We start from the raw sequence: 26,063 nt of genomic DNA, 5'->3' as shown, positions 1-26,063 counted from the left end.
CATGCTTTCCAACCCTAATATCGATCTGGTTTCGCGCTTTCTTCGCCTGCCTCTGGAACAGCGCCAGCAGTTTTACCAGCGCCTGCAAAGCCGGGGCATGAGCTTCGCCCAGCTGCCGATTGCCTCGATCCGCGAGGACGGCCAGATGCTGCCGTTGTCCTACGCCCAGGAACGCCAGTGGTTTCTCTGGCAACTGGACCCGGACAGCGCCGCCTATCACGTGCCGGGCGCCCTGCGCCTGAGCGGGCGCCTGGACAAGGTTGCGCTGCAAAAGAGTTTCGACACCCTCGCGGTGCGCCATGAAAGCCTGCGCACGCGCCTGCACCTGGATGATGAACAGCGCTCCCAGGAAGTGCTGGCCCACGGCGTGATCGAGATCGCTGAAAGCTCGGTCGACGAGACCCTGCTCAAGGCCCGCGTCGAAGCCGAAATCGCCCGTCCGTTCGACTTGCAGCAAGGCCCGCTACTGCGCGTCAGCCTGCTTACCCTCGGTGAAAACGAGCACGTGCTGGTGCTGGTGCAGCACCATATCGTCTCCGACGGCTGGTCGATGGGCGTGATGGTGCAGGAGCTGATGCAGCTCTACGCCGCCTACAGCCAGGGCCATGACTGCGTGCTGGCACCTTTGCCGATCCAGTACGCCGACTACGCACTGTGGCAACGCAGTTGGATGGAAGCGGGGGAGAAGGCCCGCCAACTGGACTACTGGCGTGAACTGCTCAGCGGCACGCAGCCGGTGCTGGAGCTGCCATTCGACCAGCCGCGCCCGGCGCAACAGAGCTACCGTGGTGCGCGTCTGGACATCGCGCTGGAACCGGCACTGGTTGCAGGGTTGAAAGCCCTGGCCCAGGTCGAAGGCGTAACGATGTTCATGTTGCTGCTGGCCTCCTTCCAGGCATTTCTGTACCGCTACAGCGGCCAGCAGGATATTCGCGTCGGCGTGCCGATTGCCAACCGCAACCGCGTCGAGACCGAATCGCTGATCGGCTTCTTCGTCAATACACAAGTGCTCAAGGCTGACCTCGATGGTCAGATGAGCTTCGCCCAGCTGCTGCAGCAGACCAAGCGCCGCGCACTGGAAGCCCAGGCCCATCAGGACTTGCCCTTCGAGCAATTGGTGGAAGCGCTGCAACCGGAGCGCAGCCTGAGCCATAACCCGCTGTTCCAGGTGATGTTCAGCCACCAGGCCAATTCCCCTGCCGCCGCGCAGCAACTGCCGGGCCTGCGCGTGGCCAACCTCGAATGGGACAGCCACAGTGCCCAGTTCGACCTGAGCCTGGATACCCAGGAGAGCGGCGACGCGATCTGGGCGTCCCTGACCTACGCCACCGACCTGTTTGGCGCCGCCACCGTCGCGCGCATGGCCGAACATTGGCTGAGCCTGTTGCGTGCGGGCGTGGCGAACCCTGCCTTGCCCTTGCAGGATATGGCGACACTCAATGCCGAGGAGCGCGAGCAAATCCTCTCGCAATGGAACGCCACCGCGCGCGACTACCCCCAAGGGCAGTGGGTGCATCAGTTGATCGAAGCCCAGGCGCTGGCACAGCCGGATGCGCTGGCGCTGCGCTTCAACGACCTGTCCCTGAGCTACGCCGAACTGAACCGCCGAGCCAACCGCCTGGCGCATCGCCTGATCGAAGCCGGCGTGGGGCCGGACGTACTGGTGGGCCTGGCGGTGGAGCGTTCCATCGAAATGGTCGTCGGCCTGTTGGCGGTGCTCAAGGCCGGTGGCGCCTATGTGCCGCTGGACCCGGAATACCCGCGCGAACGCCTGGCCTACATGCTGGACGACAGTGGGGTGAAACTGCTGCTGACCCAGGCGCATTTGCGTGAGCAGTTGCCGATTCCCCAGGGCCTGGAAACCCTGGTGCTGGGTGAATCTGCCTTCGAGGGCTACAGCGACGCCAACCCAGGGATCGCCCTGGACGGCGAGAACCTTGCCTACGTGATCTACACCTCGGGCTCCACCGGCCAACCCAAAGGCGCCGGCAACCGTCATTCGGCATTGCTGAACCGCCTGCAATGGATGCAGGAAGCCTATGGCCTGGACGCCAGCGACACAGTGCTGCAAAAGACCCCGTTCAGCTTCGACGTGTCGGTGTGGGAGTTCTTCTGGCCGTTGATGACCGGCTCGCGCCTGGTGGTCGCCGCGCCGGGGGATCATCGCGATCCGACCAAACTGGTGCGCCTGATCAATGCCGAACACGTCACCACGCTTCACTTTGTCCCGTCGATGTTGCAGGCGTTCCTGCAGGACCCGACGGTTGCGACCTGTCATACCTTGCGCCGCATCGTATGCAGCGGCGAGGCCTTGCCGGTGGACGCCCAGCAGCAGGTCTTCGCCAAGCTGCCGCAGGCCGGGCTCTACAACCTGTACGGCCCGACCGAAGCCGCCATCGACGTAACCCACTGGACCTGCGTGGACGAAGGCCGCGATGCGGTGCCGATTGGCCGCCCGATTGCCAACCTGGGTTGCTACATCCTCGACAGCCACTTCGAGCCGGTGCCGGTCGGCGTGCTGGGCGAGTTGTACTTGGGCGGTATCGGCCTGGCCCGTGGTTACCACCGCCGCCCGGCACTCACCGCCGAACGTTTTGTCGCCCACCCATTCATCCAGGGCGAGCGCCTGTACCGGAGCGGCGACCTCGCACGCTACCGCGCAGACGGCGTGATCGAGTACGCCGGGCGTATCGACCATCAGGTCAAGCTACGCGGCCTGCGCATCGAACTGGGGGAAATCGAGGCGCGCCTGCTGGAGCACGAATGGGTCCGTGAGACCGCCGTGCTGGCGGTCGACGGCAAATACCTGGTGGGCTACCTGGTGCTGCAAAACGCCGGGGACGATTGGCGCGATGTGCTCAGCACCCATCTCGCCCAGCAGTTGCCGGACTACATGGTGCCCGCCCAATGGGTGCTGCTGGAACAGATGCCCCTGAGTCCCAACGGCAAACTCGACCGCAAGGCGCTGCCCAAACCCGAAGCCACCCACCCCTACGAAGCTCCGCACAGTGTGCTGGAGCAGCAGATCGCGGCGATCTGGGCCGAGGTGCTGGGCGTCGAACAGGTGGGTTTGAATGACAACTTCTTCGAGCGCGGCGGTGACTCGATCATCTCCATTCAAGTGGTCAGCCGCGCCCGTGCCGCCGGTATCCATTTCACCGCCAAGGCGCTGTTCCAGCATCAGACCGTGCGCAGCCTCGCCCGGGTGGCGCAGTTGCAGACAGCGCAGGTGATCGACCAAGGCCCGGTGCAGGGCGAGACGCCGTTGCTGCCGTTCCAGCAGTTGTTCTTCGAGATGGACCTGCCGGACTGCCACCACTGGAACCAGTCCTTGCTGCTGGTGCCACGCGAGCCGGTCGGGGCAGGTCGACTGCAAGCGGCTTTGCACGCCATCGTCCAGCACCACGATGTGCTGCGCCTGAGCTTCAGCCAGCACGCCGAAGGGTGGCAGGCCGAGCATGCAGCCGCCACCCCTGAGGTGCTGTGGCAAGCCACGGTGAAGGATGCCGACGAACTGGCCGCGTTGTGCGAAAAAGCCCAGCGCAGCCTCGACCTGCATCAGGGACCCTTGCTGCGTGCGGTCCTTGCCGAACTGGCCGACGGTACCCAGCGCCTGCTGCTGGTGATGCACCACTTGGTGGTGGATGGCGTGTCCTGGCGGGTGTTCCTTGAGGACCTGCAACGCCTGTACCGCCAACAGCCGTTACCGGCCAAGACCTCGTCGTTCAAGGCCTGGGCCGAGCGTTTGCAGGCCCATGCCCGCAGCGAAGCGGTACAGCCGCAGAAACACTTCTGGCTGCAACAACTCCAGGGCGTGCCTGCCGATCTGCCATGCCGTGATCCGCAAGGCGCGCGTCCTGTCCGCCTGGCGCAGACCGTGGTCAGCCAGCTGGACGCCGAGCACACCCGGCAATTGCTGCAACAGGCGCCTGCGGCCTATCGCACCCAGATCAACGATCTGCTGCTGACCGCCCTGGCGCGCGTCATCTGCCAGTGGACGGGGCAGAGTTCCAGCTTGATCCAGCTGGAAGGCCACGGCCGCGAAGACCTGTTCGACGATATCGACCTGACCCGCACCCTGGGTTGGTTCACCAGCCTGTTCCCGGTGCGCCTGACCCCGGCCGAATCCCTTGGTGCTTCTATCAAGCAGATCAAGGAGCAACTGCGCGCCGTGCCGGACAAGGGCCTGGGCTTCGGCGCGCTGCGCTACCTCGGCGACGAGGCCACGCGCCAGGCGTTCAGCGCATTGCCGGTGCCGCGTATCACCTTCAATTACCTGGGCCAGATCGACGGCAGCTTTGACCAGCCGGACGGCTTGTTCGCGCTGGCCGCAGAAAGTGCCGGTGCCGAGCAGAGCCCGGAGGCGCCGCTGGGTAACTGGTTGACACTCAACGGCCAGGTGTTCGGCGGTGAGCTGCACCTGGGTTGGACCTTCAGCCCGCTGATGTTCGAGGTGTCGCAGATCGACGCCTTGAGCCAGGCCTTCAGCCGTGAACTGACGGCGTTGGTGGAACATTGCTGTACCCCCGGCAACCACGGCGTGACGGCCTCGGACTTCCCGTTGTCGCGCCTGAACCAGCAGCAGCTTGAATCCTTGCCGCTGGCCGCTGATGGGATTGAAGACATCTACACCTTGTCGCCCATGCAGCAGGGCATGCTGTTCCACACCCTGTACGAACAGGCCGCCGGCGACTACATCAACCAGATCCGCGTGACGGTCGAGGGCCTGGATGTAGCGCGGTTCCAGCAGGCCTGGGATGTCACGGTGCAGGCCCATGATGTGTTGCGCAGTGGGTTCTTCTGGGAAGGCCAGTTGGAATGGCCGTGCCAGGTGGTGTATCGCGAGGCCCGGTTGCCGATCGAACACCTCGACTGGCGCGCCATGCCGGAGCGTGAGCTGGCGTTGCAAAACCTGCAGCAAGCCCAGCGTCGCCAGGGCTTTGACCTGGCCAAGGCACCCCTGGTCCGTCTGGTGCTGGTGCGCACCGACGAGCAACGCCATGAGCTGATCTACACCAACCATCACATCCTGATGGACGGTTGGAGCAATTCGCGACTGTTCGGTGAAGTGCTGCAACGTTACGCCGGTGTGGCGGTGCCTGAAGCGGCGGGTCGCTATCGCGATTACATCGGCTGGTTGCAGCAGCGGGATGCCGGTGCGACCGAAACCTTCTGGCGCGAGCAGTTGAGTGCATTGCAAGCGCCGACCCGCCTGGGCAGCAGCCAGACAATCGCGGCGAATGGGCATGGCGAACACCAACTGAGCCTGGATCGCCCGCTGACGGGGCGCCTCGAGGCCTTTGCGCGCAGCAATAAGGTCACGCTCAATACCCTGATCCAGGCGGCATGGCTGGTCCTGTTGCAGCGCCATAGCGGGCAGGCGGTGGTGTCGTTCGGCGCCACCGTGGCCGGGCGCCCGGCAGACCTCGTGGGGGTGGAGCAGCAGATTGGCCTGTTCATCAACACCTTGCCGGTGATCTGCGCAGTGGAGGGCCAGCAAACCGTGACCGACTGGTTGCAAGCGGTGCAGGCGCAGAACCTGGCTTTGCGCGAGCATGAACATACCGGGCTGTACGATATCCAGCGCTGGGCCGGGCAGGGCGGTGAAGCCTTGTTCGATAACATCCTGGTGTTCGAAAACTACCCGGTGTCCAAGGCCCTGGAGCAGAGTGGCGGCAGCGGTATCCGTTTTGGCCTGCCGGATTCCCGCGAGCAAACCAGCTTCCCGCTGACGGTGCTGGTGGACGTAGGAGACACGCTGTCGGTGCAGTTCAGTTTCGCGCGTGCGCATTTCGACCTGGGCACGGTGCAAACCTACGGCCGCCATCTGCTCAATCTGCTGCAAGCCATGCTCGAGGGCGGCCAGCAGCGTCTGGGTGACCTGGCCATGCTCGATGTGGCTGAACGCCAGCAGGTGGTACAGGACTGGAACGCCACGGCGCGGGACTACCCATTGCAGCACTGCGTGCATCAACTGATTGAACAGCAGGTGGGGCGCACGCCGGACGCTGCGGCCCTGGTGTTTGCCGAGCAGCGCTTGAGCTACGCCGAACTCAACCGCCGCGCCAACCGCCTGGCGCATCGCCTGATCGAAGCCGGCGTGGGGCCGGACGTGCTGGTGGGCCTGGCGGTGGAGCGTTCCATCGAAATGGTCGTCGGCCTGTTGGCGGTGCTCAAGGCCGGTGGTGCCTATGTGCCGCTGGACCCGGAATACCCGCGCGAACGCCTGGCCTACATGCTGGACGACAGCGGCGTGAAACTGCTGCTGACCCAGGCGCATTTGCGTGAGCAGTTGCCGATTCCCCAAGGCCTGGAAACCCTGGTGCTGGGCGAGTCTGCCTTCGAGGGCTACAGCGACGCCAACCCAGGGATCGCCCTGGACGGCGAAAACCTCGCCTACGTGATCTACACCTCGGGCTCCACCGGCCAACCCAAAGGCGCCGGCAACCGTCATTCGGCATTGCTGAACCGCCTGCAATGGATGCAGGAAGCCTATGGCCTGGACGTCAGCGACACAGTGCTGCAAAAGACCCCGTTCAGCTTCGACGTGTCGGTGTGGGAGTTCTTCTGGCCGTTGATGACTGGTGCGCGCCTGGTGGTTGCAGCACCCGGTGATCATCGTGATCCGGCCAGGCTGATCAACCTGATCAATCAACAGCGGGTCACTACGCTGCACTTCGTGCCATCGATGTTGCAGGCGTTCCTGCAGGATCCGGCGGTGTCGACCTGCCAAAGCCTGCACCGCATCGTGTGCAGCGGCGAGGCCTTGCCGGTGGACGCCCAGCAGCAGGTCTTCGCCAAGCTGCCGCAGGCCGGGCTCTACAACCTGTACGGCCCGACCGAAGCCGCCATCGACGTGACCCACTGGACCTGCGTGGACGAAGGCCGCGACGCGGTGCCGATTGGCCGCCCGATCGCCAACCTCGGTTGCTACATCCTCGACAGCCACTTCGAACCCGTACCGGTCGGCGTCCTCGGCGAGCTGTACCTGGGGGGCGTGGGCCTGGCCCGTGGTTACCACCGCCGTCCGGCACTCACCGCCGAACGTTTTATCGCCCACCCGTTCATCCAGGGCGAGCGCCTGTACCGTACCGGCGACCTGGCGCGCTACCGAGCAGACGGCGTGATCGAATACGCCGGGCGTATCGACCATCAGGTCAAGCTGCGCGGCCTGCGCATCGAACTGGGGGAAATCGAGGCGCGCCTGCTGGAGCACGAATGGGTCCGCGAGACCGCCGTGCTGGCGGTCGACGGCAAATACCTGGTGGGCTACCTGGTGCTGCAAAACGCCGGGGACGATTGGCGCGATGTGCTCAGTGCCCACCTGGCTCAACACCTGCCCGACTACATGGTCCCGGCACAGTGGATGCTGCTGGAACAGATGCCTCTGAGCCCCAACGGCAAGCTGGATCGCAAGGCCTTGCCCAAGGCGGACGCCAGCTTGCAAGCGCGGGAGTATGTCGCGCCGCAGAGCGAGCTGGAACAGCAGATCGCCGCGATCTGGGCCGAGGTCCTGGAGGTACCGCGCGTGGGTTTGAACGACAACTTCTTCGAACTGGGCGGGCACTCGCTGCTGGCGACCCAGGTGGTGGTGCGCCTGCGTGAGCAGCTGCACGCCGAATTCGACGTCAAATCGATCTTCACCACCCCGACCCTGGCCGACTTCAGCGCCTATGTGGCTGGCCAGCAGACAAATAATTCGCCGGTGCAGGACGCATTGGCTAAATCCTTGGAGGCTCTCAAACGTCTATCAGCAGAAGATTTGGATAAATTGATTTCCTGAGGGGCGTGGCGTGCAAGCATTAATCGAGTCGGTAGGGTCACTTTCAGCGCAACAAAAGAAAGCGTTGGCGGTAATGCTCAAGCAGCAAGGCATCAACCTGTTTGAGATTGCCCCGGTTTTCAAGCGCCAGGAAGGTGAGCCCCTTCGACTCTCTTATGCCCAGGAACGGCAGTGGTTCCTGTGGCAGTTGGAGCCGCAGAGCACTGCCTATCACGTGCCAAGGGCCCTGCGCCTGACCGGCCAGCTGGACGTGACCGCGTTGCAGCGCAGCTTTGACACACTGGTGATGCGCCATGAAAGCCTGCGCACGCATTTGCAGGAGGACGGCGACAGCGCCCTGCAGGTGATTGCCGATCAGGTCCGGGTGGAGATCGCCCTGGTCGAGGCCGAGGAATCCGAACTCAAGGCGTTGGTGGAAGCCGAGATCGCCCAGCCGTTTGATTTGCAGCAAGGTCCGCTGTTGCGGGTCAAGCTGCTGCGCCTGGCGCCCCAGGAGCATGTGCTGGTGCTGGTGCAGCATCACATCGTTTCCGATGGCTGGTCGATGCAGGTGATGGTCGACGAGCTGGTGCAGCTGTACGCCGCCTATGTGCAGGGCCAGGACCTGCAACTGCCGGCCTTGCCGATCCAGTACGCCGACTACGCGCTGTGGCAACGCAGCTGGATGGAGGCGGGCGAGCGTGAGCGCCAGTTGGGTTACTGGAAAGGCATGCTCGGCGGCGAGCAGCCGGTACTCGAAATGCCCATGGACCGCCCGCGGCCAGCGGTACAGAGCTACCGCGGGGCCAGGCTGGACCTGACCCTGGAAACCTCGCTGGTGGCGGGCCTCAAGACCTTGGCACAGCGCGAAGGTGTGACCGTCTTCATGCTGTTGCTGGCGTCGTTCCAGGCCGTTCTGCACCGCTACAGTGGCCAGGGTGACATCCGCATCGGCGTGCCGGTGGCCAACCGTAATCGGGTGGAGACCGAGCGCCTGATCGGCTTTTTCGTCAACACGCAAATCCTCAAGGCCGATATCGACGGCCAGATGACCTTCCGTGAATTGCTGCAGCAAACCCGCCAACGTGCGGTCGAGGCCCAGACCCATCAAGACTTGCCGTTCGAGCAGCTGGTGGAAGCGCTGCAGCCCGAGCGCAGCCTGAGCTACAACCCGTTGTTCCAAGTGATGTTCAACCACCAGACCGACACCCAACGCGGCGGTGGCAGCGTCACGGGCCTGCAAGTACAAGGGCTGGAGTGGGAAAGCAAGACGTCGCAGTTTGACCTCAACCTCGACACCCAGGAATCGGCTGATGGTATCCAGGCGTCCCTGACCTATGCCACCGACGTGTTTGATGCGCCGGGCCTGGAACGTTTCCTCGGCCACTGGCACCGTTTGTTGCATCTGGTGGTCCAGGATTGCAACGGCCGGGTCGGCGAGTTGCCGTTGCTGGACGATACGCAGTGGCAGCAACTGGTGCATACCTGGAATCACACGCACCAGGCGTTCCCGCAGGATGTGGGTGTACACCATTTGCTGGAAGCCCAGGCCCAGGCCCGCCCGGACGCGACCGCGCTGGTCTGCAATGGCCAGGCGCTGAGCTACGCAGAACTGAACCGCCGTGCCAATCGCCTGGCCCATCGCCTCTGTGCCGCCGGTGTTGGCCCGGACGTGCTGGTGTCCATTGCCCTGGACCGTTCGGTGGACATGGTGCTGGCCTTGCTGGCAACCCTGAAGGCCGGTGGTGCCTATGTGCCGCTCGATCCGCAGTTCCCGGCGGATCGGCTGGCGTTCATGCTCGAAGACAGCCGCGCACGCGTATTACTGACTGCCGGCGACCTGCACGAACGCCTGCCACTGGCGGCTGACCAGCAATTGTTGCTCATGGACGCACAGGAAGATGCGCGCTACAGCAGCGCCAACCCCGACATCGAACTGACGGGCGAACACCTCGCCTATGTGATCTACACCTCCGGCTCCACCGGCAAACCCAAGGGCGTGATGGTACGTCATGGCGCACTGAGCAGCTTCACCCAGGGCATGGCCAGCACCCTGTCCATTGGCGCTGACGCGCGGCTGTTGTCGTTGACGACGTTCTCGTTCGATATCTTTGCCCTGGAACTCTACGTGCCGCTGGCGACAGGTGCGACGGTGGTACTGGCCGACAAGCACGTGTCCCTGGACCCCGAGGCGATTCTGGATCTGGTACAGCGCGAAGCGATCAGTGTGGTGCAAGCCACGCCCTCGAGCTGGCGCATGCTCCTGGACAGCGAACGCCGCGCCTTGCTGCGCGGGGTCAAGTGCCTGTGCGGTGGCGAGGCGCTGCCGGCCGACCTGGCCCAGCGCATGCTGGCCCAGCAGGGCACGGTGTGGAACCTGTATGGCCCGACCGAAACCACTATTTGGTCGGCGGCCCATCTACTGGTTGAACCGTTACCGTTTGTCGGTCGGCCAATCGCCAACACCTCGTTGTTTATCCTCAATGCCGAGCTCACCCCGAGCCCGGTAGGCACCAGCGGTGAGCTGCTGATCGGCGGTGTCGGCCTGGCCCGTGGTTACCACGGCCGCGCAGCGATGACTGCCGAACGTTTCGTGCCTAACCCGTTCGCTACTAACGGCGAACGCCTGTACCGCACCGGCGACCTGGCGCGCTATCGCGCAGATGGCGTGGTCGAGTACATCGGCCGCGTCGACCATCAGGTCAAGGTGCGTGGGTTCCGTATAGAGCTGGGAGAGATTGAGGCGTGCCTGCGTGAGCAGGCCGATGTGCGCGAAGCCGCCGTGGTGGCTGAGCATGACCAATTGCTGGCCTTCCTGGTCACCCGGCAACCGGTGTCGGATGAGGAGCAGGTCACCCTGCGCGAGCGGTTCAAGGCCGCCCTGCGCGAGCAGTTGCCGGAGTACATGGTGCCGGCCTACCTGGTGTTTTTGGAGCGGATGCCACTGACGCCCAATGGCAAGCTCGATCGCAAGGCGTTGCCCAAACCCGATGCCGCTGCCCTGCTAAAACGCTTTGTGCCGCCTGTCACCGAACGCGAGTGCCAGGTCGCGGCTATCTGGGCTGAGGTGCTGGGGTTGCCGCAGGTTGGCCTGGAGGATCACTTCTTCGAAATCGGTGGGCACTCGTTGCTGGCCACGCGGGTGGTGTCTCGTGTACGCCAGTCACTGGGCATCGATGCACCGTTGAAAGGCCTGTTCGAACAGCCTGTGCTTGGCCGGTTCGTGCAGGCGTTGTCAGGCACCGCGCTGGACTCGCCGCCGATCCTGCGGTTGGCACGTGATCAAGCCCTGGCGCTGTCCTATGCCCAGGAGCGGCAGTGGTTCCTCTGGCAACTGGAGCCGCAGAGCACCGCGTATCACATCCCGGCGGCCCTGCGCTTGCGCGGCGCCCTGGATCGCCGGGCCCTGCAACGCAGCTTCGATAGCCTGCTTGAACGGCATGAAACCCTGCGTACCGTGTTTGTCGTGGATGGCGAGCGCACGGTACAGCGGATCGCTGCGCCGACCGCGTTGCTGATCGAAAACGAGACCCTGCACAGTGATGAACCGGGCAGCTTGAAGGTCCGGGTCGAAGCAGAAATCGCTCGTCCATTCGACTTGTGCAGAGGCCCGCTGCTGCGGGTCAAGCTGTTGCGCCTGGCCGCGGACGATCATGTGCTGGTGCTGGTGCAGCACCACATCATCTCCGACGCCTGGTCGATGGAGGTAATGGTCGATGAGCTGGTGCAAGCTTATGCTGCGTTCAGCCAGGGCCTGGAGCCTCAGTTGCCAGCGCTGCCGGTTCAATATGCCGATTATGCGGTGTGGCAGCGTGGCTGGATGGAGGCGGGCGAGCAGGCCCGCCAGCTGACCTACTGGGTTGAACGCCTGGCCGGTGAGCAGCCTGTGTTGGAGCTGCCGCTGGATCATCCGCGCCCGGCGGTACAAAGCCATCGCGGCGCACGCCTGGACCTGGTGCTGGACGCCGCGCTGGCGAGCGAACTGCAGGCCTTGGCCCAGCGTCAGGGCGCGACCCTGTTCATGGTGTTGCTGGCGTCCTTCCAGGCCTTGTTGTATCGCTACAGCGGCCAATCGGATATTCGCGTCGGCGTGCCGATTGCCAACCGCAACCGGGTCGAGACCGAGCGTCTGATTGGTTTCTTCGTCAATACCCAAGTGCTCAAGGCCGATATCACCGGTGAGTTGTCGTTTGTCGAATTGTTGCAGCAGGTCAAGCACACGGCCCTGGACGCGCAAGCGCATCAGGACCTGCCGTTCGAGCAGTTGGTGGAGGCGTTGCAGCCGGAACGCAGTCTGAGCCATAGCCCGTTGTTCCAAGTGATGTTCAACCACCAGTCCGACGTGCGCGACGAGGCGGGCGCGCAGTCGATTCCGGGTTTGCAGGTCGAAGGTCTGGAATGGGATAGTCACACTGCACACTTTGACTTGAGCCTGGATACCCAGGCGTCCGCGGACAGGCTCTGGGCATCGTTGACCTACGCGACAGATCTGTTCGAGGCGTCCACCATTGGACACATGGCCCAGCATTGGCTTGGCCTGCTGCGGGCGGTGGTGAAGACACCGTCCCATCCTATTGCGTGCTTGCCGCTGCTGACGGCTGAAGAACAGCACGCGCTGCTGCAGGCCTGGAATACCAATCGCCCGGCGGCTGCGTGGCAGGCCGGCGTCCATCGCCTGTTCGAGGCCCAGGTGCTGAAACGCCCGCAAGCAGTGGCACTTGTACTCGATGGCGAGTCCCTGACCTATGACGCGCTCAATCGGCAAGCCAACCGTCTGGCTCATTGCCTGGTGGCAGAGGGCGTGGGTCCGGAAGTGTTGGTGGGGGTCGCAGTAGAGCGCTCCTTTGCCATGGTGGTCAGCCTGTTGGCGGTCCTTAAGGCCGGTGGTGCCTATGTGCCGCTCGACCCGCAGTACCCGCGCGAACGCCTGGCTCATATACTCGAAGACAGTGGCGTGCGCCTGGTGCTGATCCAGTCCCGTGTGCCGATAGCGTTGCCCGCAGGCGTTGCTGTATTGGCGATCGATACGGTCTCGCTGGCGTCGTACGCCGAGGAAAACCTTAGCGCAACAGTCGGGCCGCACAACCTTGCTTATGTGATCTATACCTCCGGCTCGACCGGCAAACCCAAGGGCGTGGCGATTGACCATGGCGCCTTGAGCGAATTCGCGAGCATTGCCGCCGGTTATTCCAAGCTGACTGAGAATGACCGCGTACTGCAGTTTGCGACCCTGAACTTCGATGGGTTCGTCGAGCAGCTGTATCCGGCGCTGACCCACGGCGCTGCCGTGGTACTGCGTGGCCCGGAACTCTGGGACAGCGGGCGCCTGTACCGCGAAATCCTGCAACAGGGCATTACCCTGGCCGACTTGCCGACCGCCTACTGGAACCTGTTCCTGCTCGACTGTCTGGCAGCCGGATCGCGTACCTATGGTGCCCTGCGGCAAGTGCATATCGGTGGCGAAGCCATGCCGCTGGACGGTCCAGCACAATGGTTGCGTGCGGGCCTGAGGCATGTGCGACTGCTCAACACCTACGGACCGACCGAGGCCACGGTGGTCTCCAGTGTGCTGGACTGCACCTCGGGCGATGAAGTCATTGGCGTTACCGCCAGCCCGATTGGTCGCTCTCTGCCGGGGCGTGCTTTGTACGTGCTGGACCGGGACCTCAACCTCGCGCCGTTGGGCGCCGTGGGCGAGTTGTATATCGGCAGCGCCTGTGGCCTGGCGCGCGCTTACCTGAACCGGCCATTGCTGACGGCCGAACGCTTCGTCGCTGATCCTTTCAGCGGTAACGGCGATCGCCTGTACCGCACAGGGGATCTGGCGCGTTACCGTGCCGACGGCGTGATCGAATACGTAGGACGGGTCGATCATCAAGTCAAGATCCGCGGTTTCCGTATCGAGCTGGGTGAAATCGAAGCCCTGTTGCTGGCCCAGGCGGGTGTTCGTGAGGCCGTGGTGTTGGCGGTGAACAACCAGTTGCTGGCCTATCTGGTGGCCGAACAGCCAGACACCCGCGCATTGGACGAAGCCCTCAAGACGGTGCTGCGTGAGCAATTGCCGGACTATATGGTGCCGGCCCACCTGATGTTCCTTGAGCGCCTGCCGCTGAACCCCAACGGCAAGCTGGAACGCCAGGCATTGCCAAAACCGGATGCGAGCCTTTCGCTGCAAACCTGGGTCGCACCGGTCAGTGCACTTGAGGTGCAAGTGGCGGCGATGTGGGCGGATATCCTCGGGGTGGAGCGCGTCGGCCTCATGGATCACTTCTTCGAGCTGGGCGGGCACTCGCTGCTGGCCATGCAAGTGGCCTCGCGACTGCGCCAGGCGCTGGCATTGGAAGTGCCGCTCAAGGTGCTGTTCGAACAGCCGCGCCTGCAAGGATTTGTCGCCGCGCTGCTCGCGCTCGAAGCGAGTGAGGGTGTCAAGGCGCCGGCGCTGGTTCCCGTGGCACGTGACCGCGGCTTGCCGCTGTCATATGCCCAGGAACGGCAGTGGTTTCTCTGGCAACTGGACCCAGGCAGCGCCGCTTACCATGTGCCCAGCGCGCTGCGCCTGAAGGGGCGGTTGGATCAAGCTGCGCTGCAACAAAGCTTTGACCGCCTGGTGGCGCGTCATGAGAGCCTGCGCACTCTGTTGCGCCAGGAAAACCACGGCGCCGTGCAAATCGTGGCTGAGCCTGCACCTGTCGCCATCACCCGTAGCGACGTGCTGGAGGCTGACCTCCAAGCCACCGTGGAGGCGAAGATAGCGCTCACGTTCAACCTGGAGCAGGGCCCGCTGCTGCGTGTTGAGCTGCTGCGCATCGCTGATGAAGACCATGTACTGGTGCTGGTGCAGCACCATATCGTTTCCGATGGTTGGTCGATGCACGTCATGGTCGATGAACTGGTGCAACTGTATGGTGCCTTCAGCCAGGGTCAAGACCTGCAGTTGCCTGCACTGCCGATTCAATATGCCGATTACGCCGTATGGCAACGCGACTGGATGGATGCTGGCGAGAAAGAGCGCCAACTCGCCTACTGGCTTGATCTGCTGGCAGGTGAGCAACCCGTGCTTGAGTTGCCGTTCGACTTCCAGCGCCCGGCGGAACAAAGCCATCACGGTGCGCGTTTGCACCTGGAGTTGCCGACCACACTGGTGTCCGGCCTCAACGCCTTGGCCCAGCGCGAAGGCGTGACGATGTTCATGCTGTTGCTGGCTTCGTTCCAGACCTTACTGCATCGCTACAGTGGCCAGGAAGACATCCGCGTCGGTGTGCCGATTGCCAACCGCAATCGCGTTGAAACTGAACGGCTCATTGGCTTTTTCATCAACACTCAGGTGCTCAAGGCTGATATCGATGGGCAAACCACCGTTGCCCAGTTGCTGCAGCAGGTCAAGCAGCGCGCGCTGGACGCCCAGGCCCATCAGGACTTGCCGTTCGAGCAATTGGTAGAGGCGCTGCAGCCGGAGCGCAGCCTGAGTCTGAACCCGTTGTTTCAGGTGATGTTCAACCACCAGGTGGCCAACCGCCAGGCTTTCGCGGAGCACGCATCGAGTGAGCTGCGTGTCGAAGGGCTGGCCTGGAACAGCCACACCGCGCATTTCGATCTTGACCTGGACGTCCACGAGTGGGGTGAGGGGCTGAGTGCTTCACTGGGGTATGCCACCGACCTGTTCGCCCCTGCGACCATCGAGCGTATGGCCGACCACTGGCAGAACCTATTGCAGGCGATGGTTGCCGACCAACAGCAACCCATCAGCCAACTCAACCTGCTCGGCCAGGATGAGCAACAACACATCCTGCAACTATGGAACCAGACCGACGCCGGCTTTTCGGCCGAGCGCTTTGTTCACGAGTTGGTAGCCGACCGCGCCGCCGAAAACCCGGATGCAGTCGCGGTGAAATTCGACGCGCAAACCCTGAGCTACGGCGAGCTTGACCGCCAGGCCAATCGCCTGGCTCACGCCCTGATCGCCCGTGGCGTCGGCCCCGAAGTGCGTGTGGCCATCGCCATGCCGCGCAGCGCCGAGAGCATGGTGGCGTTCCTGGCGGTGATGAAAGCCGGTGGCGTCTACGTGCCGCTGGACATCGAATACCCGCGTGATCGCCTGCTGTACATGATGCAGGACAGCCGTGCGAAGTTGCTGCTGACCCACACCAGTGCGCTGCCGCAACTGCCGATTCCCGAAGGCCTGGACAGCCTGGCGATTGATCGCACCGAGCAATGGGCCGATTACAGCGACACCGCGCCAAACGTGACGCTGGACGGCGACAACCTCGCCTACGTGATCTACACCTCGGGATCCACCGGCATGCCCAAAGGCGTGGCGGTCTCTCATGGGCCGTTGGTGGCGCATATCATTGCCACTGGCGAGCGTTATGAAACGTCCCCGGCCGATTGCGAACTGCACTTCATGTCCTTCGCCTTCGACGGCTCCCACGAAGGCTGGATGCACCCGCTGATCAATGGCGCCAGCGTGCTGATCCGTGACGACAGCCTATGGCTGCCCGAGTACACCTACGAACAGATGCACCGTCACAACGTGACCATGGCAGTGTTCCCTCCGGTGTACCTGCAGCAGTTGGCCGAACATGCCGAGCGTGACGGCAACCCGCCGAAGGTTCGGGTCTACTGCTTCGGCGGTGATGCTGTCGCCCAGGCCAGCTACGACCTGGCCTGGCGCGCGCTCAAGCCGACCTACCTGTTCAACGGCTACGGCCCGACGGAAACCGTGGTCACGCCACTGTTGTGGAAGGCGCGCAAAGGCGACCTCTGTGGCGCCGTCTACGCGCCAATCGGCACGCTGCTGGGCAACCGCAGCGGCTACGTGCTGGACGCGCAACTCAACCTGCAACCCATCGGCGTCGCCGGTGAGCTGTACCTGGGCGGCGAGGGCGTGGCCCGTGGTTACCTGGAGCGCCCGGCACTGACCGCCGAACGCTTCGTGCCGGACCCGTTCGGCAAGCCCGGCAGTCGTGTGTATCGCAGCGGCGACCTGACCCGTGGGCGCCCGGATGGCGTGGTGGATTACCTCGGTCGCGTCGACCACCAGGTGAAAATCCGTGGCTTCCGTATCGAGCTGGGCGAGATCGAAGCGCGCCTGCGTGAGCAGGACAACGTTGGCGAAACCGTGGTGGTGGCCCAGGAAGGGCCGAGTGGCAAGCAACTGGTGGCTTATGTGGTACCGGTAACCGCTCAGGTCAACGAAACCGAGTTTCGTGATGCCTTGCGCCGCACACTCAAGACTCGATTGCCGGATTACATGGTGCCCGCGCACTTCATGTTCCTGGTGCAGATGCCGCTGACCCCCAACGGCAAGCTCGACCGCAAGGGCCTGCCGCAGCCGGATGTGAGCCAGATGCAGCAAGCATATGTCGCACCGCAGAGCGAGCTGGAACAGAAGATCGCTGCCATCTGGGCCGATGTACTGCGCCTGCCGCGTGTGGGCTTGAACGACAACTTCTTTGAGCTGGGTGGCGACTCGATCATTTCGATCCAGGTAGTTAGCCGTGCACGGCAGGTCGGTGTTCGATTTACGCCCAAGGACCTGTTTCAGCATCAGACTGTACTGAGCCTGGCAGCGGTTGCCCAGGCGGGCGGGGAGGGCCTTGTGATCGAGCAAGGGCCGGTCACCGGCGAAGCGTTGCTGTTGCCGATACACCAGTACTTTTTCCAGGCAGACATTGCCGAGCGTCACCACTGGAACCAATCCGTGGTCCTGCGCCCGGGCGAACGACTGGATGGCGCGACATTGCGCGCCGCCCTGGCAGCGCTGCTGGCGCATCACGACGCATTGCGCCTGAGTTTCAGCCCGCAAGCGGCCGGCTGGCAGGCTCACTACCGAGGGGTTGAAGCCCAAGACGAGCTGCTCTGGCAAACCGCCCTCGATACCATTGAGGCGCTTGAGCCCTTGGGCCTGCAGGCACAACGCAGCCTGGACCTGTCAGAAGGGCCGCTGATGCGTGCGGTGCTGGTCGAGTTGCCGGATGCATCGCAACGGCTGTTGCTGGTGATTCACCACCTGGTGGTGGACGGCGTGTCATGGCGGATCCTGCTCGAAGATCTGCAGACCGCCTACACCCAACTGCAGACTGGGCAGGCGGCTGTGCTGCCAGCTAAGAGCAGTTCGATCCAGGCTTGGGGCAAGCGATTACAGGCTCATGCGCATAGCCCGGCACTGCAGGAAGAACTGCGCTTCTGGCAGGCGCAGCTGCAAGGCGTCGAGGCCGATCTGCCTTGCGATAACCCGCAAGGTGGTTTGCACAATTCACTGGCTCTGAGCGTGGGCACGCACCTCGATCAATCCTATACCCGACGCCTGCTGCAAGAGGCTCCGGCGGCATACCGTACGCAGATCAATGACCTGCTACTGACCGCGTTATCCCGGGTCATCACACGGTGGACGGGCGGCGAATCGCTGTTGGTCAAACTTGAAGGGCACGGTCGTGAGGATCTGTTCGAGGACGTCGACCTGACCCGCACAGTCGGTTGGTTCACCAGCATGTACCCGCTGGCGCTGACCCCGGCCACGTCCCTGGCCGACTCGATCAAGGGTATCAAGGAGCAATTGCGCGCTGTCCCGGATAAAGGGATTGGCTTCGGCGCACTGCGCTACTTGGGCGATGACCAGGCCCGGCAGGTATTGGGCGGGCTGGTGCAGCCACGGATCACCTTCAATTACCTGGGGCAGTTCGACGGCAGTTTCAATGATGCTGCGGCACAGGCCTTCTTCACCCCTACGGGCGAAAGCGCTGGCGCTGACCAGAGCGAGCACGCCTTGCTGGGTAACTGGCTGGAAATCAACGGGCAGGTGTACGGCGGTGAACTGAACCTGGTCTGGAGCTTCAGCCGCGAGATGTTCAGCGAGGTCACCGTACAACGCCTGGCCGATGCCTATGCGCAGGAACTCAAGCACTTGATCGAGCATTGCTGCCTGGCCGCACATCAGGGCGTAACGCCGTCGGACTTCCCGCTGGCCCGACTCAGCCAGGCACAGCTGGACCAGTTTGCGTTGGCTGCCGTCGATGATGTGTACCCGCTGTCGCCGATGCAGCAGGGCATGTTGTTCCACGCCTTGTACGAGCCCCAGGCGGGCGACTATGTCAACCAGATGCGCGTGAATGTTGAGGGCCTGGACATCCCGCGTTTCCGTGAAGCCTGGCAGGCAGCGCTGGATAACCATGACATTCTGCGTACCGGCTTCATCTGGGACGGGGATCTTGCGCAGCCTCTGCAAGTGGTGCATCGCCAGGTGCAAATGCCGTTTATCGAAACCGAGTGCCCAGAAGGTGCCGATCAGCAGCAGCAACTGGATCAGTTGGCCGATGCGCAGCGCTTGCAAGGCTTCACACTGGAGAGCCCGCCGTTGGTGCGCATTGCCCTGGCGCACACCGGCCCGCAACGTTGCCATCTGATCTACACCAGCCACCATATCCTGATGGATGGCTGGAGCAGCTCCCAACTGCTCGGCGAAGTTCTGGGGCGTTACGCCGGCCATGTGCCGCAGGCTCAGGTCGCGCGTTACCGGGACTTTATCGCCTGGCTGCAATCCCAGGATAAAACCCTGCGCGAAGCCTTCTGGAAGACCCAGCTGGCCAGCTTGGATGAGCCGACACGTCTGTTCCAGGCGCTGCCTCGCAACAAGGATGTGAGGGCGTCCGGGCTGGGTGAACACGCCCATGAGCTGGATGCCGTGGGCATGGCCCGCCTCAAGGCCTTTACCCAAGGCCAGAAGATTACCCTCAACACCCTGGTGCAGTCCGCCTGGTTGCTGTTGCTGCAACGCTACACCGGGCAGGACACCGTGGTCTTCGGCGCCACAGTATCGGGCCGCCCCGCGGACCTGCGTGGTGTTGAGCAGCAAGTTGGGTTGTTCATCAATACCTTGCCAGTGGTAGCAACTCCTCGCCCAGATATGCCCGCGTCGCAATGGATGCAACAGATCCAGCAACAGAACCTTGCGTTGCGCGAGCATGAACACACGCCGTTGTTCGAGCTGCAACGCCTGGCCGGGCTGGGGGGCGAGGCGTTGTTCGACACCATTCTGGTGTTCGAGAACTACCCTGTATCGGAGGTGCTGGAGCAGGGTGCCCCGCAAGGGGTGCGGTTTGGCAGTGTCAGCAGCCGGGAACAGACGCACTATCCGCTGTCGATCGCCGTCGGTGTCGGCGAAACCCTGACGTTGCACTACAGCTATGACCGCAGTGAGGTCGACGGCCCGACGGTTGAACGTCTCAACCGGCATCTGCTGCACCTGTTGGCAGAGCTGGTCGCCAAGCCCCATGCGGCCCTGGCACAGTTGACGCTGTTGACAGAGTCGGAGCACCTGGCCCTGCTGGAGAAAGGCAACGGGTTGCCGAGCGAGACCTCTTGGCAGTGTGTCCAGCAGCAATTCGAACAGCAGGTGCGCCGCACGCCGCAGGCAACCGCTGTGATCTTCGGCGAGCAGCAGTTGACCTACGATGCGCTGAACCGACGTGCCAACCGCCTGGCGAATGGGCTGATCAAGCAAGGTGTAGGCCCGGATTCGCTGGTAGGTATCGCGCTGGAGCGTTCTTTCGACATGCTGGTCGGGTTGCTGGCGATCCTCAAGGCCGGTGGTGCGTATGTACCGCTTGACGCCGACTATCCCGAAGAGCGCTTGGCCTACATGCTCAAGGACAGCGGCGTGAAGTGGCTACTGACTCAGTCGCACCTGAACCTGCCGTTGGCCGATGGCGTACAGTGCCTGAGCCTTGAAGGTGATCAACGCTGGTTAAGCGGGTGCGGTGAAACTGATCCGCAGGTGCCCGTCAACGGTTATAACCTGATGTACGTGATCTACACCTCCGGCACCACCGGCAACCCGAAAGGTGTGGGTGTGACACACGAAGGATTGGCGCAACGCTTGCAATGGATGCAGGACACCTACGCATTGCAGGCCGACGATGTGCTGTTGCAGAAAGCCCCGATGAGTTTTGACGTATCGGTATGGGAGTGTTTCTGGCCGCTGATCAGCGGCAGCCGGCTAGTGATAGCGGCCCCGGGCGAACATCGGGATCCGGTGCGCCTGTTGGAGTTGATCCAGGCATTTGGCGTGACCACGCTGCATTTTGTGCCCTCGCTGTTGCAATTGTTCATGGATACGCCGGGCGTCGCCCAGTGCACCCGCGTGCGTAGGGTGTTCTCAGGCGGTGAAGCGTTGACCGCCGATTTGCGCGATCAGATCCTGCGGACCCTGCCAGGCGTAACATTGCACAACCGTTATGGGCCGACCGAAACGACGATCAACGCGACCTGGTGGGCGTGCTCCCTTGAGGACGGCACCCGTTCGCCGATTGGCCGGCCATTGGACGGTGTGATTTGCCGGGTACTGGACGGTGATCTGAACCCGGTCCCGATCGGTGTTGCCGGCGAGTTGTGCGTGGGGGGAGCCGGTTTGGCGCGCGGCTATCTCGGACGTCCGGGGTTGTCGGCCGAGCGCTTTATCGCGGACCCGTTCGGCGGCGCCAGTTCACGCCTGTATCGGACCGGCGACCGTGTGCGCTGGGCCGAGGATGGCGCGCTGGAATACCTGGGGCGCCTGGACCATCAGATCAAGATTCGCGGCTTCCGTGTGGAACTGGAGGAAATTCGTGCGCTGGTGCTGCTCCAGGCCGGAGTGGCCCAGGCCGAGGTCGTCCTGCGCCAGGACGGTGGTGGCGGCCAGTTGATAGGCTACTACGTGGCCCTCCCAACGGTACTCGATGAGATCGATCACGCTCAGGCGTTGCGCCATGCCCTGCAGGCGCTACTGCCGGACTACATGGTGCCCAAACAGTTCGTGCGCCTGTCGCACATGCCGTTGAGCCCCAGCGGCAAACTGGACCGCAAGGCCCTGCCGGAGCCCGACAGCCATGTTGTGCAAGGCGAATATGTGGCGCCTTGCAGCGACCTTGAACAGCAACTGGCGGCAATCTGGCAAGACGTGCTGGATGTTGAGCAAGTGGGGTTGAATGACAACTTCTTCGAGCTGGGCGGGCACTCGTTGCTGGTGATCAATGTGATGTCGCGCATTCAGCTGGAGCTGGGCGTGAAGATCAGCGTGCATGAGCTGTTCCAGCATGCCCAGCTCAGGGAACTGGCAGAGCATTTACAGGGTCAGGGCGGCGGTATAAGCACTGAGAAACTGTCGTTCCTCGATTCACTCCTCGACGAAATGGAGCAGCTGTAATGGACGGCCAGATGGCGTACAAAATCATGCAGCGCTTTATCGGGCTGCCGCTGGAACAGCGCAAGGTGTACCTGCAGAGGATGCTGCAGGAAGGCGTTTCGCCGGGCAACCTGCCGATCCCGAAGGTACGGCGAGAGGCGCCCTTCCTGACGCTCTCGTATGCTCAGGAGCGGCAATGGTTTCTCTGGCAATTGGATCCGCAGAGCGCTGCATACCATATCCCCAGCGCCTTGCGGCTCAGGGGACATCTGGATATTACGGCGCTGCAAAAGAGCTTTGAACACCTGATAGCCCGACACGAGAGTTTGCGCACGCGGTTTCGCCAGGTCGGTGAAGGCATGCAGCAGGAAGTCCAGCCCGCATACCTCGTGACACTAGTGCCTGAAACCATTGACGAAAGCCAGTTGAAAGCGCGCGTCGAACAGGAAATTGCGCAACCCTTTGACCTGGAGCGCGGCCCGTTGCTGCGCATGACGCTCCTGCGTCTGGCAGAGCAGGACCATGTGCTGGTCCTGGTGCAGCACCACATCATTTCCGACGGTGCTTCGATGCAAGTGATGGTGGAGGAAGTGATACAGGCCTATGGCGCCTACACCCATGGGCGTGAGTTTGAGTTGCCTGAACTGCCAGTCCAGTACACCGACTACGCCCTGTGGCAGCGCAGTTGGATGGAAGCGGGGGAAAAGGACCGCCAACTGGAATATTGGCGCAGCCTGCTCGGCGGCGACCAGCCGGTGCTGGAACTGCCGTTGGACCGGCCACGCCCGGCGGTGCAAAGTTTTCGCGGTGCTTCCCTGGACCTGGTGCTGGATGAGCGCGTGGTAGCGGGTGTCAACGCCTTGGCTCAGCGTGAAGGCGCCACCGGTTTCATGGTGCTGCTGGCCTCCTTTCAGGTGTTGTTGCATCGCTACAGCGGGCAACAGGACATCCGTATCGGTGTGCCGACCGCCAACCGTAACCGGGTCGAGACGCAGCGCCTGGTCGGCTTCTTCGTCAATACCCAGGTGCTGAAGGCCGAGGTGGACGAGCACACCAGCGTGCTGGCGCTGTTGCGCCAAGCCCGTCAACGGGTGCTGGAAGCCCAGGCGCATCAAGACTTGCCGTTCGAACAACTGGTGGAAGCGCTTCGTCCCGAACGCAGCTTAAGTTACAGCCCATTGTTCCAGGTCATGTTCAACCATCAGAACCGTGGCGCTGGCAGTACAAGCGAGTCGGGAACCTCCGGCCTGGTGTTGGAGGGCCTGGACTGGGAGAGCCGAACCGCTCAGTTCGACCTTAGCTTGAATGTTGTGCAGGAGGCATCGAGCATTCGGGCATCCTTTGGCTACGCGACCGACCTGTTCGACGCAGCAACCATCGAGCGCATGGCGCAGCACTGGCAACGACTGTTGAGTGCAATGGTTGCAACGCCGGAGGCCCTGGTCGACTCTCTGGCAATCCTGGACGCAGCAGAGCGCCGGCAGATCGTCGATGGCTGGAATGCCACCGCTGTCGATTACCCCCTTGAAAAGACCGTGCACCAACTGTTTGAAGCCCACGCCGAACATGACCCGCATCGGCCAGCCCTGGTGTTTGGCGCGCAGCAGTTGAGCTATGCCGTCCTGAACCATCGCGCCAACCGCCTGGCCCATGCCTTGATCGCACGTGGTGTCGGTCCGGACGTGTTGGTGGGCGTGGCAATGGAGCGTTCCGTGGAAATGGTCGTCGCCTTGTTGGCGATCCTCAAGGCCGGAGGTGCCTACGTGCCTGTGGACCCGGATTACCCCGCGGAGCGCCAGGCCTATACGCTGGAGGACAGTGCGGTAAAGCTGTTGCTCAGCCAGTCGCACTTGAGCCTGCCGGCCGCCGACAGCGTGTTGCGTATTGACCTGGACCGCGATGAGCTTTGGCTGGACGCGTACAGCGAGGCCAACCCTGACGTAGCCCTCAGCGGTGAACACCTTGCCTATGTGATCTACACCTCCGGTTCCACCGGCAAGCCCAAGGGCGCGGGCAACAGCCATGCAGCCTTGACCAACCGCTTGTGCTGGATGCAACAGGCGTATGCATTGTGTGCCGGTGATACGGTGCTGCAGAAGACGCCGTTCAGTTTTGATGTGTCGGTGTGGGAGTTCTTCTGGCCGTTGCTCAGCGGCGCGCGATTGGTGATGGCGGCACCCGGCGATCACCGTGATCCGACGAAGCTGGTGGAGGTGATCACGCGTGAATCTGTCACCACGCTGCACTTTGTGCCGTCGATGCTGCAAGCCTTCCTGCAGGACCGCCTAGTGGGCCGTTGCAGTAGTGTGCAGCGCATCATCTGTAGCGGCGAAGCCTTACCGGCGGATGCGCAACAACAAGTCTTCGCCAAGCTGCCTCAGGCCCACCTGTTTAACCTCTACGGGCCTACGGAAGCAGCTATTGATGTCACCAGCTGGGCCTGCATTGACGAAGGCAAGGACGCGGTGCCCATCGGCAAACCCATTGCCAACCTGAGGTGTCATATCCTGGACGCTAACCTTGAACCGGTGCCGATCGGTGTGCTCGGCGAGTTGTACCTGGCAGGCAAGGGGCTGGCACGTGGGTATCATCGTCGGCCAGTGTTGACCGCCGAGCGATTTGTCGCCAGCCCGTTCGGGGGCGGCGAGCGCATGTACCGCACTGGAGACCTGGCGCGTTATCGTCCTGATGGGGTGATCGAGTACGCCGGGCGTATTGACCATCAAGTCAAGCTGCGCGGCCTGCGGATCGAGTTGGGTGAGATCGAAGCGCGCCTGCTTGAGCATGAAGGGGTTCGCGAGACCGCGGTGCTGGCGCTGGACGGCACGCAATTGGTCGGCTACGTGGTGCTCGATCAGCCAATGCCGCACTGGCGAGAAACCCTCACGGCCTATCTATCGACTCATCTGCCGGCCTTTATGGTGCCGGCCCAGTGGGTCTTGCTGGACAGTATGCCGTTGAGCCCCAACGGCAAACTTGAGCGCAAGGCACTGCCGCGCCCCGAAACCGCCGTTCAGCGACGTGAGTACGTGGCGCCGCATACGGCGCTCGAACACCAGGTCGCGCAGATCTGGCAACAGGTGCTGGGTACCGAGCGGGTTGGCCTGGACGATAACTTTTTTGAGCTGGGCGGGCATTCATTGCTGTTGCTGGTGGTGAAAGAACGCCTGGCGGCTCAATGCGGGTTGATGCTCACGGTCAACCAATTGATGACGCGCCCAACCGTTAGGGCGTTGGCGGGCAGCGCGTCGGATGAACGAGCGCGCTCGCTGCTCGTTGAATTGAATGGCCAGCAGGGCGGGCCGTCATTGTTTCTGTTTCACCCAAGTTTCGGTTCAGTACACTGCTACAAGGCGCTCGGCATGGCCTTGCGCTCGGAGATGCCGGTACAGGGCGTTATTTGTCGGGCTCTGCTTGATCCGCAAAGCCAGGTGCCGACTTGGGATGCCATGGTTCAGGACTATACCCATCAGGTTCTTGCGAGCCAGCCGCAGGGGCCGTATTACCTCGCTGGGTGGTCGCTGGGTGGGAACCTTGCGTTGCAGGTGGCTGGCAGACTGGAGGCGAAGGGGGCCAAAGTGGCGTTCCTGGGGAGCATCGATGCGCCTCCGCCGATGCATGTCACTGCGTTCTGGGACAGGGACAAAACCCTGCGGCCGGCGTTTGAATCACTGGAAGCAGGCGATAAGCGCGTGGAGTTGCTGACGGTCATGTTCCCTGACTCGGCCCAGGATATTGCACAGGCCTGGCAGGATATCGAGCACTCGGGCGCCACGGTGGACCAACGGTGGGAGGCACTTTGCGAGTGGGGACAGTCGGCTTTGGGCGAGGTATTTGTCAGCTTGCGCAACGAGCTGCAACAAGGCGGAGAGCTGGAGGTTTCGTGGGCGTTGAAACGCACACTCGATGAGCGCTTGAAGGACGCCGCCTATACGCGCCTCGCTGCTCCTGTGAGTTGCTGGTGGGCAGCACAAAGCAAATCTGCCAGTGATCGGCAAGTCATCTGCACGGCACTTGAAGAGGGAATCGGCCATGGACTGGACACTTCGGTGGTCATCGATACGACCCATGATCGAATCGTCGACAACCCTGAGTTCATTGCCTCGTTCGTAGCGGCCCTGACGGCTGCCAGGCACTAGCCCG

Annotated in this window: 3 protein-coding genes and 4 pseudogenes; all 7 read left to right on the top strand. The window is 62.9% G+C overall.

Annotation, left to right across the window (positions count from 1 at the left end; translation table 11 throughout):
* Position 1: 1 nt before the first annotated feature.
* Positions 2-1,405 (top strand): annotated as a pseudogene (locus ACHPFG_RS18185) (condensation domain-containing protein); the annotation flags it as partial.
* 21 nt (positions 1,406-1,426) lie between these two features.
* Positions 1,427-3,145 (top strand): annotated as a pseudogene (locus ACHPFG_RS18180) (amino acid adenylation domain-containing protein); the annotation flags it as partial.
* Between the two features lie 150 nt (positions 3,146-3,295).
* Positions 3,296-7,366, top strand: a pseudogene (locus ACHPFG_RS18175) (amino acid adenylation domain-containing protein); the annotation flags it as partial.
* 162 nt (positions 7,367-7,528) lie between these two features.
* Complete coding sequence (locus tag ACHPFG_RS18170) at positions 7,529-7,783, top strand: phosphopantetheine-binding protein (protein ID WP_390897267.1); 255 nt, start codon at positions 7,529-7,531, stop codon at positions 7,781-7,783.
* A 10-nt stretch (positions 7,784-7,793) separates the two neighbouring features.
* Entirely contained in the window at positions 7,794-21,941 is a 14,148-nt protein-coding gene (locus ACHPFG_RS18165) for a non-ribosomal peptide synthase/polyketide synthase (RefSeq protein ID WP_431700050.1), read from the top strand.
* Positions 21,942-22,087: 146 nt separating this feature from the next.
* Positions 22,088-23,350, top strand: a pseudogene (locus ACHPFG_RS18160) (condensation domain-containing protein); the annotation flags it as partial.
* Positions 23,339-26,059, top strand: a complete 2,721-nt coding sequence (locus tag ACHPFG_RS18155; RefSeq protein WP_431703492.1) for an amino acid adenylation domain-containing protein — start codon at positions 23,339-23,341, stop codon at positions 26,057-26,059. The pseudogene ACHPFG_RS18160 and the gene ACHPFG_RS18155, both read left to right, overlap by 12 nt.
* Positions 26,060-26,063 lie beyond the last annotated feature (4 nt).

This window comes from Pseudomonas sp. BR20, assembly GCF_050780135.1.
GTDB lineage: Bacteria > Pseudomonadota > Gammaproteobacteria > Pseudomonadales > Pseudomonadaceae > Aquipseudomonas.
Note: the sequence above shows the minus strand (reverse complement) of the source record. Positions and strands in the feature narration are given on the sequence as shown.

What these genes read in the sequence shown, in the direction of transcription:
- ACHPFG_RS18155 (WP_431703492.1), top strand. Translation starts at nt 23,339, where the DNA reads ATGGTTGCAACGCCGGAGGCCCTGGTCGACTCTCTGGCAATCCTGGAC.